This window comes from Salinisphaera sp. G21_0 (genome assembly GCF_017744115.1).
Classification (GTDB): domain Bacteria; phylum Pseudomonadota; class Gammaproteobacteria; order Pseudomonadales; family Endozoicomonadaceae; genus Endozoicomonas.
This window is the reverse complement of record NZ_JAGHQW010000023.1, coordinates 80,624-95,406: the sequence shown is the minus strand read 5'-3', so window position 1 is coordinate 95,406 and position 14,783 is coordinate 80,624. Positions and strand designations below refer to the sequence as shown.

The 14,783-nt window shown below is 48.0% G+C and carries 14 protein-coding genes and 2 pseudogenes; 7 read left to right on the top strand and 9 right to left on the bottom strand.

All coding sequences use genetic code 11. The features are described from left to right. Positions 1-124: pseudogene (locus J7439_RS27125) on the bottom strand (transposase); the annotation flags it as partial. A gap of 414 nt (positions 125-538) precedes the next feature. On the opposite strand from J7439_RS27125, the gene J7439_RS12540 reads away from it, so the two are divergent. After that, positions 539-1,981, top strand: a complete 1,443-nt coding sequence (locus J7439_RS12540) for a hypothetical protein (RefSeq protein ID WP_209202132.1) — start codon at positions 539-541, stop codon at positions 1,979-1,981. 82 nt (positions 1,982-2,063) lie between these two features. Here the strand turns inward: J7439_RS12540 and J7439_RS12535 are convergent, their stop codons facing one another. The 3 genes from J7439_RS12535 to J7439_RS12525 form a co-directional block, all read right to left on the bottom strand. Next, the gene (locus J7439_RS12535; RefSeq protein WP_209202131.1) at positions 2,064-2,537 is read right to left on the bottom strand and encodes a group II intron maturase-specific domain-containing protein; all 474 of its coding nucleotides are present in this window, start codon (positions 2,535-2,537) and stop codon (positions 2,064-2,066) included. Between the two features lie 128 nt (positions 2,538-2,665). Further along, on the bottom strand, positions 2,666-2,893 hold the full coding sequence (locus J7439_RS12530; RefSeq protein ID WP_209202130.1) for a reverse transcriptase domain-containing protein: 228 nt from the start codon (positions 2,891-2,893) through the stop codon (positions 2,666-2,668). A 13-nt stretch (positions 2,894-2,906) separates the two neighbouring features. After that, positions 2,907-3,188, bottom strand: coding sequence for a reverse transcriptase domain-containing protein (locus J7439_RS12525; protein WP_209202129.1), 282 nt, complete (start codon positions 3,186-3,188; stop codon positions 2,907-2,909). 13 nt (positions 3,189-3,201) lie between these two features. Between J7439_RS12525 and J7439_RS12520 the strand changes: the two genes are divergently transcribed. The 4 genes and pseudogenes from J7439_RS12520 to J7439_RS12505 form a co-directional block, all read left to right on the top strand. Further along, complete coding sequence (locus J7439_RS12520; RefSeq protein ID WP_209202128.1) at positions 3,202-3,690, top strand: ATP-binding protein; 489 nt, start codon at positions 3,202-3,204, stop codon at positions 3,688-3,690. A gap of 4 nt (positions 3,691-3,694) precedes the next feature. Then, a complete protein-coding gene (locus J7439_RS12515) occupies positions 3,695-4,012 on the top strand; it encodes an STAS-like domain-containing protein (protein ID WP_209202127.1) in 318 nt (105 codons plus the stop codon). Then, the gene (locus tag J7439_RS12510) at positions 4,009-4,590 is read left to right on the top strand and encodes a hypothetical protein (protein ID WP_209202126.1); all 582 of its coding nucleotides are present in this window, start codon (positions 4,009-4,011) and stop codon (positions 4,588-4,590) included. The genes J7439_RS12515 and J7439_RS12510 overlap by 4 nt, the downstream gene beginning before the upstream one ends. 49 nt (positions 4,591-4,639) lie before the next feature. Then, positions 4,640-4,777: pseudogene (locus tag J7439_RS12505) on the top strand (type I restriction-modification system subunit M N-terminal domain-containing protein); the annotation flags it as partial. Here the strand turns inward: J7439_RS12505 and J7439_RS27120 are convergent. Next, positions 4,711-5,604, bottom strand: coding sequence for a hypothetical protein (locus J7439_RS27120; protein ID WP_209202133.1), 894 nt, complete (start codon positions 5,602-5,604; stop codon positions 4,711-4,713). The pseudogene J7439_RS12505 and the gene J7439_RS27120 sit on opposite strands and share 67 nt — an antisense overlap. Before the next feature lie 153 nt (positions 5,605-5,757). Then, complete coding sequence (locus tag J7439_RS27485; RefSeq protein WP_209202125.1) at positions 5,758-5,997, bottom strand: sigma factor-like helix-turn-helix DNA-binding protein; 240 nt, start codon at positions 5,995-5,997, stop codon at positions 5,758-5,760. Between the two features lie 388 nt (positions 5,998-6,385). On the opposite strand from J7439_RS27485, the gene J7439_RS12490 reads away from it, so the two are divergent. Both J7439_RS12490 and J7439_RS12485 read left to right on the top strand, forming a co-directional pair. After that, the gene (locus tag J7439_RS12490; protein ID WP_209202124.1) at positions 6,386-7,090 is read left to right on the top strand and encodes a Fic family protein; all 705 of its coding nucleotides are present in this window, start codon (positions 6,386-6,388) and stop codon (positions 7,088-7,090) included. 154 nt (positions 7,091-7,244) lie between these two features. Further along, positions 7,245-7,652 (top strand): ACT domain-containing protein, encoded by a 408-nt coding sequence (locus J7439_RS12485; RefSeq protein WP_209202123.1) that lies wholly within the window; start codon positions 7,245-7,247, stop codon positions 7,650-7,652. 768 nt (positions 7,653-8,420) lie between these two features. On the opposite strand, the gene gltS is transcribed toward J7439_RS12485, so the two are convergent. The 3 genes from gltS to sbcD are packed head-to-tail and all read right to left on the bottom strand — an operon-like array spanning position 8,421 to position 14,632. Next, a complete protein-coding gene (gene gltS / locus J7439_RS12480; protein WP_209202122.1) occupies positions 8,421-9,647 on the bottom strand; it encodes a sodium/glutamate symporter in 1,227 nt (408 codons plus the stop codon). Positions 9,648-9,668: 21 nt separating this feature from the next. Then, complete coding sequence (locus J7439_RS12475) at positions 9,669-13,343, bottom strand: AAA family ATPase (RefSeq protein ID WP_209202121.1); 3,675 nt, start codon at positions 13,341-13,343, stop codon at positions 9,669-9,671. Beyond that, entirely contained in the window at positions 13,343-14,632 is a 1,290-nt protein-coding gene (gene sbcD, locus J7439_RS12470) for an exonuclease subunit SbcD (RefSeq protein ID WP_209202120.1), read from the bottom strand. The genes J7439_RS12475 and sbcD overlap by 1 nt, the downstream gene beginning before the upstream one ends. Positions 14,633-14,783: the final 151 nt, after the last annotated feature.

Genomic DNA, 14,783 nt, shown 5'->3' with positions numbered 1-14,783 from the left:
GCTCAAAGTTTTTGCCTGAGAAATTGTCTTTGCCGCATAGGAAGGCCCTGCGAACACAGCGTGCCATGCAGTGGTAGTAGGGCGTACTGGCTGGATCTATGAGGTTTTTTCGGGCGGTCGTCATGTCATTTTTTTTGGTTGCTGGGTAGATTTCCTTAATGCCCTTAAGAGGCTCCAGAAGTAAAATAGACAGTGTGGCCGATTAGTCAAATTTTTGGGTGTCCTTTATTTCGTTCTTTATTTCGTTTTACTAACAATCATCATTTGATGAACTATCACCTGGCTTTAAAACGTCACTGGCCAATAGGTTCTGGAGTCACAGAGGCAGCTTGTAAGACGCTAGTCAAGCAACGGTTATGCGGCTCTGGCATGAGGTGGAAAACGACAGGTGCTGAGGTTCTATTGGCAACAAGGTCTCTGGTCCAGAGTAAAGGGCGCTGGGATCAGCTTTGGTCTAATTACATGTCCGGTAAGTTTTTAATTGACGTATAATTCAATTATCAGATTGAGAGAGCACCCCGGAAAGTTTGCCGGGTTGATGATTGCTGACTCTATGAAGCTTGAAACTTGGTCGAGAGGAAAAAAATGCGAGTTTTCAATATCTGTAATCGATCTCGACAAAGTCGCAGATATAGAGCAACTTCCCATTGAGCTTCTCATCAGTGATTGTGATGAAGGCAGGCATGGTACACGGATTACACTATCTCACCTACGGCAAGGTCTAGCATTTCCAAGTCCCGACAAAATGCGTCAACTTTTGCTCCAAGAATACGGTAGGGAGGAAGAGTTTAATGTTGTTGTGAACGACAAGCCTCTTGGTGTAGATGACATTCAAGGAACATACACAGCCCACGAGAAAGAGCTGCCTTCAGCTGGTAGTGTAAAGTTAGCTTTTACTGTATCAAACCAGAGGGGGAAATTAAAAAAGCCTGGAATTTCAATCAGAGTTGGAGGAAAGGTTGTTGGGAATCCCGATTTTTTTGGCCTAGAAAAGGCTGAAGATTTCCCTCCAAAGCTCTTGGATAAAATATATGGGGAAGTTGAAGTTGATGGCTTATCCGACCATGTAACAGCAGATTGGGGAGCATTAGTCGAAAATAGCGAACTATATCAAGAAGTCGCAAATCATATTCAGCCAATAATTAGGCAAAAGGTTAAGGAAGAATATGGGCGTGAGATGAATCTAGCCCAAGCGAGACTCAAGAAGAAAATCAATGACCGATTAGCTCAGTTGCCTGAATATAAAAGGCAGTATGCAGATAAAGCAATCAAGTCAATACTTGGTCGATACTACGGTGAACCTGAAAATAAAGTTGAGCCTATTGTAGGGGTTCTACTTGATGCGCTGGAGAGGTCTGATTATCGTTCAGTACTTGATTTTATTCATGCAGCTGAACATACAGATATTGCGAAACTGGCAGAGGCTCTAGCAGAATTTGGTATTGCAGAGCTTGCTATTGTTGGCGAGCAGGCGAAAAGCCGTCTTGAATTTTTAGACCGCTTTGAAGAACTGTGTCAAAAAAAGGATACAGAAGAAAGCCTTATTCACTCATCGCTTGAAAAGAACTTATGGGTGTTCGGTGTCAAATATTCAGTCTTTAGCAGCAATAAGACACTAAAGCGACAAATTGAAGACTATCTTGGAAAAAAATATACTGGTAAGAGAGCTGATAAGCGCCCTGACCTGATGTTAAGTGTGAATTATGCTTATGAGTATCTTTTGATCGAGTTTAAGCGTCCAAGCCACAATCTCAGGCACAAAGATTATACTCAAGCAACAAAATATCGTAATGATTTTGATCCTTATACAAGTTCGCAAATAAAGGTTCTACTCATTGGAGGAAAGCGGGGACAAGATTTACCTTCCTCTGAATATATAGAGTCAAATACAGAAATACTGATCTTTGATGAAATTATCTCCAGTGCCAGAAATCAATTGAACTGGCTTTTAAAAGAACTTGGTGGAGAAAGTCATGCATAAAAATTCCGTATAAATCGGGTAAGGGCCGGTCTTTCTCCAGCCCTCCCCACAGCACCCGGCATGCGGGTCCGCACCGGGCGGTTCAACGATGATGGTGAAACCTGATCCATAAGTCTTTCAATGAAACAAGCCCAATTTTCGCGAGGTAACTGTTATTCAGAGCCTGTTGTACCGCATAGGTTTTACTCAGACGGTAATACCCTTTGCTGCTGGCTGCGATCTTGGCGGCGTTCACTTTATCAACGCCTAACCTGACCAGATTCTTGAAACGGGTTTTCGGCTTGCGCCATTGCTTCAGAAAGCAGCAACGGATTCGCCGACGTATCCATTGATCCAGCAGGGGAATTGGTCGGTAATATTCCGATAACCGGAAATACCCCATCCAACCCCGGATATATTGTGCCAATTTGCGTAACCGATGTTGCATTGAGACACCCCAGCGACGACTGGTCAACTTGAGTATCCTGTATTTGAATCGGTCCAGACACTTCTGGACCCAGCGAACTTTCTTCCCTGTGAAGGTGAAACTCAGGAATTCGCTTTCTGTTGCTTTCACAACCTTCTCATCATAAAGAGCTTTTCCGGGAGTTAATCTTCAGTTTCAATTTGCGTTCAATGAATTGGGTAATGCTGTGCATCACCCGATCCCCTGCACGCTGACTTTTGACGAGAATAACGAAGTCATCACACTCTCCTACAAAAGAGCCTTGCGAAGCAATGCCCTCGATATTCAAGCTGCTTGTCAAGTTCGTCGAGGACCACATTAGACAGCAAGGGTGATAAAGGCCCACCCTGTGGCATGCCAACCTTGGTCGGGTAGACATTACCATCAATCATGACACCGGAGCGCAGGTAGCGACCAATCAGTTTCAGAAGGCGTTTGTCGTTGATCTTACGGGAGACCCTCGACATTAAAACGTCGTGATTAACCGTATGACCGCCATGGAAGGTGGGAAGTCTGGTTTTGCAGGAGCAAAAACCAGCCAAAGAATTTACTCAGATCAACGTCAACGGCGTAATGCAGCCCCCTGTTGATCAGCTGCTTAACCTGACAGACTCCGTCGTGTGCTGACCGTCCCGGTCGGTAGCCAAAGCTGTTTGGTGAGAATCCCGGATCAAAGACAGGGGTCAGCACCTGCACAATGGCCTGCTGTATAACCCTGTCCATCACGGTTGGGATTCCCAGCAAGAGCGAAATCTCAAACATCTATGGCGGCATTATGGAGGCCGTGACGAACTGTGCACAACATGCCTATCTTCAAGAAGAGTCCAGTCTGGACTTCTCCCTGCTGGGTAAGAGATGGTGGATGCTTATTGCCAAGGATCCGGAACATAAAATTCATATTTTAGTCTGCGATCCAGGTGTTGGTATTCCTGTATCATTTCCTAAAACCAGCAAAGCTCGATTTAAACAGTTCCTGGTGAGTCTTGGTAACCAGCCCCCTAGAGATAAAGATGTCATCGAGGAAGCGATGAAATACGCAGCCACTCGCACCAGAGAGGCGAACAGAGGGAAAGGTTTGGCAGCTTTTAAGAAACCTGTCAATAATATAGCGGGAAGTAGGCTGCATGTATTAAGCAACCGGGGAACGTACATCTACAAGCCAAATGGGAATGCCGATGGTTTTGACTCCAGAAACTCTTTGGATGGCACCCTGATCGAATGGGTCATCCCTGCGAAAGAAATTACAAACGCTTCAATGGAATAAGACTATGAGCGAGAAAATTGCTGAATTCGATATCGGTATCGATTTTAACGCATTCCCTGGTGGACGCTTTATCGCTGATGGCCCTGCCAGTGGCGAAGAATTTCGTGACCAACACCTGGCCAGGCTGGTTGCTGAGAACGACAAGGTTGTGATCTACTTCGACAACGCCATGGGCTACGGTTCCTCCTTTCTTGAAGAGGCCTTTGGCGGTCTGGTTCGCAAAAAAATCATAGCGCGTGAAGAACTGCTGAAAAAACTGGATTTACGCACGGAGCAGGACAGCGTAAAAAACAGTGTGATTGAGTACATTAAAAAAGCATGAGTATTGATTGCCAGCTTGTCCTTACCCAGATAATGTCTCTATTGAATTTTTTTGGACTTGTTAAGTTTGAATTTGCCCTAAACCCGTTCAATATTCTTCTCGTTCTCCTTGGCTGGTGGTACGTGCGGCATAATGGTCGCTATTTCGCCAACCGCACCGAACTGAAGTCGAGTATCAAAGATTCTCAGACCTTGCTGAAAGACCTTGAAGATCTAGCTCGTCGCTATTGGGAGTCTGAATTACCCGAGGGCGTGGCAAGAAGTAAGGACTGCATCGACATCTTGATTGGTCTGACCCGTTTAGAACACCACCTCAAGCTGTTGAGCCTGCGTAAGCTGGATATTGATTCATCGTGCCTGGTTCGTGATCTGAGATCCAAACTCACCGGCGATCATTTTGCACAGACCGACAAGCCGGTCCTCAATGCCGACCACAAGAAGATGCTGGCTATCTCCCAAGAAACCAACCGAATCTACGCACTGCTGGATGAAAAGTTCGAGCAAAAATTCAGTTCACCTCTGCCTGTATCTTTATTTAATCGTCTGAAATCACGCATTACTGGCCAGCAGAAATCCTGACTATGCGGCCGAAAATCCCCCTTTCTATGTCTTTGAAAAGTTATTCACCATGGATCACACCGTACATAACAAACTGGTTTCCTTTATCTGGTCAATGGCTGACGACTGCCTGCGGGATGTCTATGTGCACGGCAAATACCGCGATGTCATCCTGCCCATGATGGTACTTCGACGGCTGGATGCCCTCGGCTTTTGTTCAAGAACCTTATTCAGGTGATTCTTGATGGACTGTTTCAATGTCTCCTTTTTGCTCTCGGGCATTCGCCCCATCCTTATGGTGGATAGCCGATTACCCAGATCATCATAAAACGACAGCGTCCCACAACTGGCTTCCTGACAACCCGCAGGGCCTCTGGTACGCTTGCCTCGTTTTTCCTGACGCTTTCCGTCCTTCATAGGCAGAATTACACCATCAAGAGAGGCCGCTACCGTCACAGCATTGGCTGGAACCTGAAAGTTGTCTGCCAAAATATACTCAAAAGGTTCAAGATACTGCTCCCACCGTTCACTGAGTTTTGCAGGAAGACGAGCCAAAGTACTGGCCGACGGCTTCATATTTCCCAGCAACTCAAGAAGGCTTGAAACTTCGGTTGGTGGCAATTGAGCCACCATCCACGCCGCTTGCTTTGCCGCCCTGGGTAACCAGAACCCTTCAACAATCCCTGCCCGGAGTTCCAGGGGAACTATACATTTGCTTCCTGAGCCGGATCGATACAGGGTTCGCTTTACCCGGACAGGGCCAGCGGCAGATTGGTATGTTTGATGATTTTGAGCCACTCTGCGATAAACGGTGCCCTTGACCTCGATAGAAGGTTCATTGACGTCCAGTTTTTGAAGGTCTTCAGAGAGAATCTCCTGCTCTGCAAGAGTCATGAGGTTATGCAGTTCATTTTCGTAATCCTCCCAGTGGAGCCCTTGGCATGACTGGTGAAGAAGAGATAACCGATGTTGCAGCGTCTCGATTGCAGGGCAGTAACTACTAGCGGGAATGGTCAGTGGCTGACATACTTCCATGGGGGGCGGCCTCTCGCAGATGATTCTTTTGTCACATGAAAATCATAGCTGCGTTTGGTCGCCTTTCTTGCTTTGGGTATTTTGGCTCCGGGTCGTAAATCCTATGCTTCAGGGTCTGTAGTTGTGCTCAGTATGAGACTTTCAACCAAACCTTTAAAGCTGGTCTGAAGCGGAAGCAGAAAAAGGCCGCCATGAGCACTCGATATCTGTCTGAAGTCCTCGCAGGATGCGGGGTTTCATGATTTTTCCCTGTGGCCAGGACAAGCCGACAGCCTCAAACCGGTTCAGGTATTTGTTAACCGCCCCGACACTGACGCGAGTGCTTCTGGATATTTGCCGGGTGCTGAGCTGGCACTCGAACCGGAGCCGAAAGATCTCCCGTAATTTACGCATTGATAACCCCTTTTTCATGCCGCTGAATCCTTTTTTTCATGGATTAGTGCAAGCGGCACTATATGAATGAAATCAATGCTTAAGAGAGATTTTTCGTATGGTTTCACAGACCATTCTGGCAATGTGAACACCGATTCTGGAGGGCGTGAACAGTGATTCTGGAAATTTCCAAAAAGTGTTCACGGTAAAACCAGAATGGGTGTTCACGTTCAGCCAGAATGAGTGTTCACGGTTGGCCAGAATTGGTGTTCACGATGGGCCAGAATATGCACGGACTGCGCCCGTGATGCAAAGGTTAGCCGTTCTACCTCAACAGTCTACGGCATGACGATCAGGACTCATGCAGATATAATGTGAGGCATTCCAACACAACCCTTGAGATGCAGAAATGACAGCGGCAAAAGACACCGTTTGGGGGATGATTCCTAATCGTGCGATGGCCAGGCAACTTGCTGTTCGGGATATTCCTTCTCTGGTTTATGATGCAGTAAATCTTGAAGGGGTCGCAATGACCTTACCGGAAGTTCAAACACTGCTGGATGGGATTACCGTTGGTGGCCACAAAGTCAGCGATCAAAATATGGCTCTCAACCAGGCTGCTGCATGGAAACACCTATTTTCCCTTGTCTCTGAGGGTAAGTTCTCTTTTTCAAAGGACGTTGCCTTATCTATTCATAGCATTGCAGGAAAAGAGGAGGCCTTGGAGTGGGGGGCCTTTCGCACTGGCAATGTAACGATTAACGGATCTGAGTACCTGCCTCCTTCCCCTAAAGACCTTGATCATGTCTGGGCAGAAATCGAGTCTGAAATTGCTGCTTGTAACGATGCTTATGATCTGGCCATTACTGCTTTTCTGAGAATGGCAAGAGCACAGTTTTTCTGGGATGTGAACAAGCGCATGGGGCGATTCATGATGAATGGTATTTTGCTTTATTATGGGTTTCCAATCATCAATGTGCCGGCAAAGCGACAGAAAGAATTTAATCAGTTGATGCTGGATTTCTATGCGACTGCGGAAATGACCAGGATGAATAAGTTTTTGAGATCGTGCATTCATAACAAAATCATAGAGAACTTCCAGTTGAACGGCTAAACAAACTCGAAACGATGTTCAGCAAGACGGTCATAGCCCGGAGCTGGTTGCTGACATCCTGAGCAAATTGCATGGCCGTTCTTGCGTGGGACCACGATTATATTGAATACTTCAGAGCCTTGATAGAGACTGAGTTTTACATCCGGATAAAAAAATGACTGGTATTATTGAATTAGAAAAACTGCTCAGCAGCATCAATCCGAAGCTTGTAGAGGGAGAGTTCATTTTCTGTACTTTACCCGGGAAACTCTCCGATTATGCTCATTTAAATCCACTTTCAAGCTTTATTGAATCAGAAGGCTTATCTTTAGTTCTATCAAAAGATAACGCTGAAAGTGCGAATATTAAGTTTGAACATACTTACAGGCAAATAACACTGACTGTACACTCAAGCTTGGAAGCCGTTGGTCTAACAGCAGCAATTTCAACCAAACTTGCCTCAAAAAATATCAGTGCCAATGTAATTGCAGCTTTCTTCCATGACCATATATTTGTTCAGTCAGATAAGTCGGAAGATGCTTTGAAAGCACTGCATGAACTCTCGACAACTAATAATGCCTGAACATGCATGTAATGAATTATGATGGATTGCATCCGACTGCAATCTTATCCTGTTGTTGCACAAGCCCAGGTTAAATTCTGGAAACTGAACACAATGTGTTTCATAAACTCACCGTAACGCCAGAAAAATCTGCCAGATGAATTTACATTGAATTTCTGGTGATATGTTAGCTCACTATGGAATGCAGCAGCGGTTACTTAAATCATTATCTACTCCAGGGATTCAGATGTACCATTTTGAGACAATGCCCCTTCAGCAAAATTAATACAATCCTGAGTGGGGTTTTCGATAAAATATTTTGCTGAATACAAGATATTCTTTTCATCACGATCCGCCAATTCTATTTTATTTAGTGTGGTTTTTAAAAAAGAATCATTAGCTGGTCTTTTTTTGAGCAGTTATGGTTAGACTGGCACCTACTGATAACAATGGTTGCATTATAGTCCTCGAGGGCAATTAACAATTTATTAAAACTGTATTTTAGATTAGATATTAGAATAAAAATTTACTTTTAAAAGTAAAAATGCAGAAAGAATGCCTAACATAAGATTCAAGTGGATAGTGCCTGTAGTGCCACCGCTGAATTTGGCGTTAGATTAGGGGGTGGCCAGTGAGTGATCAATGGCCCGCTATTCAGGCAAAAGAGCCCGTCTCTCTTATTCAGTGCAGCTGATGGGCTCTCTCATTGACATCCAAACTCCGCTAAGGGTGAACGGAGATTGTACACATCAAACTCATTCAAGAGATGTACCAGGAGTTGATGATTCATTAACCAAAAATCGACAATGCCGCCTGAAGAATAATCAGGTTAACAATATCAATAAAGAAGGCACCGACAATAGGCACAACCATAAACCCCTGGGGTGAAGGACCAAAGCGGTTAACGACGGAACCCATGTTCATGACCGCTGTGGGTGTTGCGCCAAGACCAAAACCGCAGTGACCACTGGCAATAACGGCTGCATCGTAGTCTTTGCCCATCACCCGGAAGGTCACCACATAAGTAAATATTGCCAGCATAACAGACTGTGCCAGCAAGATGATCAGGATCGGGATGGCCAGATCGAGAATATTCCAGAGTTTTAAGCTCATCAGGGCCATGGCCAGAAACAGGGCCAGTGACACCGTGCCGAGAATATCGATGGTTTCAATATCCAGCTTTTTCACCCGGGTGACTTCCAGCGTGTTGGTGATGATAACGCCGATAAACAGGGCATAGACAAAATCCGGAATCATCAGCCATTTGATCTCAAAGTTGTTGACCCAGATTTCAAGGTACTTGGCACCGGTCACACAGATCAGAATCATAAACAGTGATTCAATCATCTTTTTTGAGGTGACATTGTCTTCCTCATTTTCGTTGTAAGTCACCAGCTCAGGAAACTGGTCATGGGTTCTGTTGGTGTTGCCGTATCTGGATTTCAGGCCATATTTGTCCACCAGTCGCTGCGCCACCGGACTGCCAATAATACCGCCCATGATCAGGCCGAAGGTGGCTGAAGCCATGGCAATCTCAAGTACATTGTGCATGCCGTATACTTGCTGGAAGGTTTGAGACCAGGCCGCACCGGTACCGTGACCACCGGAAAGGGTGATTGATCCGGCAATTAATCCCATCAGCGGGTCAAGCCCCAGCAGGGTGGCCAGTGACATCCCCAGGCCATTTTGCAGCACAATATAGAAAGACGCCACGGCAAGGAAAACAAACACCTTGACCCCACCTTTAATCAGCTGGGTATAGCTGGCGGCCAGACCAACCGTGGCAAAGAACATCAGCATAAAAGTGTTCTGCAGGGGCAGGTGGAACTCAATCTCGACACCATTGAAGTGCAGCCAGGCAATAACACCGGCAATAATCAACCCGCCAACAATAGGCTCAGGAATATTGAATTGCTTTAATAGAGGAATTCGGGCGTTGATAAAATGTCCCAGAAATAGCACAAAAATGGCGATGAGAAACGACTCAAGCGCGCCAACAGTCAGTAGTTGATTCATAAACCCTCAAAATAAAAGTGATCAGATACAGGCAAAGCGTCTACCCAGTTTGCTGTAGCCCAGTCCGGTTTCTTTTATCACTTCTATCCGGGTGGGAATCCGTTCTTTCAGGGACTCAATATGGGAGATGATACCGACCATCTTCCCACTGGCATTCAGGCTATCCAGGGCGCTGAGTGCGGTTTCCAGCGTTTCCTGATCCAGTGTACCAAACCCTTCATCCAGAAACAGCGAGTCGATACGGGTTTTATGGCTGACCAGGTCAGATAACCCCAGCGCCAGCGCCAGGCTGACCAGAAAGCTTTCACCACCGGACAGGGTTTTGATATCCCGTGCGGAGTCACCCTGCCAGGTGTCCAGCACTTCAAGGCTGAGTTCATCGTTGCTCTTGCGGTTGAGCAGATAGCGGGCATGGAGCTGTTCCAGCTGTCGGTTGGCCAGAAGAATCAGATGATCCAGCGTCAGGCCCTGGGCAAATTTACGGAACTTGTCGCCTTTGCTGGAGCCAATCAGGCCACTGAGTTGCGCCCAGACCTGATATTGATGCTCTTGCACCGCAATATCCCTGAACAGGCTGGCCTGGCCAAGACGTTTTTCATCGTCGTCTTTCAGCGCCTGAGTAATCTCTCCCTGTCGTTGATTGATCAGACGAATGCGGTTGTCCAATTCGGTCAGTCTGTCAGTCACTTCATCCAGAGTTAGTTTAGTCGCTGGCTGTTCAATATGTGCTTTCAGGTTGGCTTCCGCCGAGGCAAGCTTGCCTTTGGCTTCATGCAGCTGTTGTTCAGTGGCCTGTTTCAGGTCTGTCAGTACCTTTCGTTCTTCTTTATCCAGCAGTGCCTGCTGGAAATGTTCACTGTCCCGGAATGGACTGTCGTTTAATAATGTCTGCCAGGTTTTTTCGGCGATTGTCAGTGCTTCGCTCAATGCTTCCTGTTCCATGGCCTGTTGGCGGACGATTCCAGTCAGCTGAGCCAGCTTGTCATCAATGGCTTTCAACTGGCTCTGGCTTTGTTGATGGTGTGCCTTTGCTTCGACCACCAGTGACTTGAGTCGCTGTCGCTCCTCACTCACGATTTTCTGGCCAAACAGATCCTGCCGTTGCTGTTGTTGCTGCTGTCTCTGAGTGTTGGTGATATTCAGCGTTTGCTGAATATCACGGATAAGTTCGTCCGCTTTTTGTCGGTTTTGATGCTTGTGATTCAGCTGCTGGGTAATGGCCTGGATTTTCTCATTCAGCGCTTGTTGTTCAGCGGTGATGTGCTGCCATTGTTGCCAGTTTTTTTCCTGCTGACTCAGCCAGGTTGATTGCTCTGACAGGATAGGAGTCTCCAGATGCAGCGCAGTTTGGATTCTCTGCCTGATCTTCTCTTCCAAAGCCCGGTTGGCGTGTTGGCTTTGCTCAAGCTGTTGACGCTTTTCAGACAGCTGCTGGTCAATCTGGCGTTGCTGATGCTGGTTAACCTCCCGTTGATGGGTGTGTTGGGTCATGTCGTTATTCAGCTGGTCCAGCTGCTGCTGTTCAAGTTGAATGCGGCGATTAAGCTGGCTCAGTTGTTCAAGCTGCTTTTTCCGGGTCTCCCCGGTCTCGGAAAACTGTTTGAAGTGGCTCTGATATTCGTCGGTGTTGTTGATCGATAGGGAAAGAGGCTGGGCATTGCTGGTGGCGGACCAATCTGATGTAACCTGGGCAATCTGATTTTGCAGCTTGTTAATGGCCTGTTCTGAGGATTCCAGTTGTACCTGTAAACGGGCAGCCTCTTTGTTCAGCTTCTCGCCCTGAAGTTGCAGCTGCTCCAGTTCCCGCTGTCTGGCGGTTAAACGTTGTTCGGTATCGGAAATATTCAGCTTCTGATAATGTTCAATGGCAGGGTGTTCTGTGGCACCGCAAAGAGGACAGGCTGCTCCGGCCTGCAGTTGGTTGCGATAGTCCTTAAGGCTGGTGATCTGCCGCTCCCGGGCTAACAGCTGCTCCAGATCATGACAGTGCTGCCTGACATTCCGGTACTCTGTCCTGCATTTTTCAATGTTGTCGGTGTACTGTGCTACCGATTGCTGCAGGTTGCCATGGAGGGTTTGCTCTTTCTGTAAGTCAGCGGTGCAGTTGGTAAATTGCTGGCTGAGGTTATTCAGATGCAGCCATATCGGGTATTGATCGTGCCACTGTTGCTGATCGGTCAGCAGCTGCTCTTCTTCCTGACCATTTAACAGGGCTGTTTTGTTCTCAAGCAGTGTTTTATTCTGGCTGGCGCGTTGTTCCCGTGTTCTGGCCAGCGACTGAATATACTCTTCCAGTGTCTGGTGTTGTGCGCCCAGGTTCTGGCGTTCCTGCTCTAACTGATGAATAGCTTGAACAAACTGTTGTTCACCCTGGCTGGCGGTTTCTCGTTGCTCAAACAGGGTTTGTAATACCGGCAGCTGTTCGCCTAGCGATTGCTGGTGTGCATTCTGCTCCAGGTAACGGTTGGCTACCTGAAGTTGTCCAGTGAGTTGTTCCCGGGACTGCTGGTCATCGGCAATGCTGTTGTTCAGTGTGCCCTGCTCATGTTCAGCTGCCTGCAATTTGCCTTTGATGGCCTGTTGTTCATTGGTCAGCCTCTGTATATCAGCATCCAGAGGGATGACCTGCTCTACCAGCAGGGATTCGGTTTGCTCCTGTTCCTGCTGATAGCTTTCCCAGGCATTTAACTGAATCTGACACTGTTTCTGAACGCTTTGCGCCTGTTCGGTGGTGACCTGTTTTTCCTGTTGATGATCAGCCAGTGTCTTTTGTATCCGTTGATGCTTTTGTGTCAGTTCGCTCAACCGATCCCAGTCCGACAGAAGCTCCATGGCGGGCAGGGCCTGCTCCAGACGGTTTATTTGCTCGCTGTGTTCTGATTTGTGTTGAAGAGCATTGTCCAATGACTCCCGGGCTTTTTCCTGTTCACGTTGTCTGCTGGCCAGCTCTTCAAGCCAACGCTTCTGATGGTTCAGGGAGAGGCGTTCGTTGCCGGTTTCCTCCTGTTGCCCGGCAAGCTGACTCTGTTCTTCTCTCAATTCTGTAAGTCGATCGTCGTTCAGTAGAGCAATGCCGCCCGCTCTGGCCTTTAACAGGTCGAGTTGCTGCTCTGCAGTGCGCATGCGCTCAAAGGCACGGCGGGAGATTTCTCCATAGATATCGGTACCGGTCAGTTCTTCCAGCAGTTCAGCCCGGTCATTGGCACTGGCCTCCAGAAAAGCGGCAAAACCTCCCTGGGCCAGCATCATGGATTTGGTAAAACGTCCGAAATCCAGCCCGGTCAGCTCACTGACCTTTTTCAATTTATCGCTGATACGGGTGGTAATAATCGTACCATCACTGTCGGCCAGCTCGACCTGAGGTGCCTGCAACTTGCCGTCTGCTTTGCCCCTGGCCCGGCGTTGTGACCAGAAGGCCCGATACGCTTTACCTTTGACTTCAAACTCAACTTCGGCGAGCGACTCAGCGGTATGCCGGGTCATCAGCTCGTTATCGGAGGCGGAGATTGTGGTCAGGCGGGGAGTCTGGTGGTACAGGGCAAGGCAGATGGCATCCAGCAGCGTGGTTTTGCCAGCACCGGTTGGGCCGGTAATGGCAAAGAGGCCTGTGTTGGTAAACGGTTCGCTCTGGAAGTCTATTTTCCACTCGCCCCTGAGGGAGTTAATATTTTTCAGGCGCAGGCTGAGAATTTTCATCAGGCGTTGTCCTTCTGGCCATGCTGCGCCAGCATGGGATGCTCTTTATCTGCTGCAAACACGTCTTCGAGTATTTCCTGAAACGCACCGGTCAGCTGCTGTAATTGTTCATCGGTAAGCTCTTCCTGCTTAAGCCGTTGCTGAAAAACATCTTCTACGTTCAGCTCGGCCAGACTCTCCTGATCAGCAACGGTTAGGGATGCCGCGGCTTTTTCCCGTTTTCTTCTTACCCTCAGCAGCTCAAATGAGGACAGCTCCTCTCTGGCCAGCACCATTTGTTCGACCCGGCTTTGCAGGTCGTGAAGGTAGGTTTCGGTGGTGATTTCAATCTCCAGCCATGGATTGAGTTCAGCCTGCGGTTGCTCATTCTCATTGGCCCGCTCACTGGCAAGAGCGGCCAACTGCTGGTCAATACTGTCCATGGAGCCCTTGAGGCTGATGAGAGGCCTGAAAACAGGAACAATGACGGACTCAATTTTATTCAGCTCGTTTTCCCTGAAGTCCACAATAATGACTTGCTTATCGGACCCGGCTTCATCAAAACTCAGCGGGATTGGAGAACCTGAGTAGCGGATATGTTCTTGCTTCGCCACGACCTGTGGCCGGTGAAGGTGGCCGAGGGCAATGTAGTGGGCCTTGGGAAAGGCGGATACCGGGAATGCCGCCAGGGTCCCGATATAAATCTCACGCACGGATTCGCTCAGTTGCCCGCCTACTGTCGTTAAATGACCCGTTGCAATTATAGGCAGCCGTTCCCCTGCCAGCTTTTCAGCTTCTGAATAAATGGTCTGATAGTGGGCAGCAATCGCCTGTTGCAGTGCCTGTTGTTTATCCTCACCGGTCTCTCCCGCCTGACTTTCCAGAACATCCCGTGGCCGGACGAACGGAATGGCACAGATCACCGCGCCGGGGCTGCCCTGAGCGTTGTTCAACACCAGAACCTGTTCCCGGGAGTCTTGACTGACGCCACCCACCACAAAGGTATTCAGGCAGGCCAGCAGCTCTTTTGACTCATTCAGCGTGGCCACCGAGTCATGGTTGCCACCAATCACAATAAGCTGTCGGCAGTGGGTATTCTGCAGGCTGACAATAAAGCGGCTGTATAGTCCCCTGGCATAGCTGGGTGGGGTACCGGTATCAAAGATATCACCGGCAATAATCAGGGCATCAATGCGCTGCTCTTGTACCCGCTCGATCAGCCAGTCCAGAAAGGCCTGATGTTCTGCCTCCCGGCTTTTGCCCATAAAGTGCTGGCCAAGGTGCCAGTCAGATGTGTGAAGAATACGCATGATGTCTTAAGTTTCGGGAAGTCAGGGAGCGGCGTGAACATCCCTTGGTGAAAAAGTAAAATAGCGAAGCTACACCAGAACCGAACTGTAGCCAATGATCTGGCATCAGGTTTTTTTTATTTCACTCTTCTTGCTAAATCGGTTCTTGCCA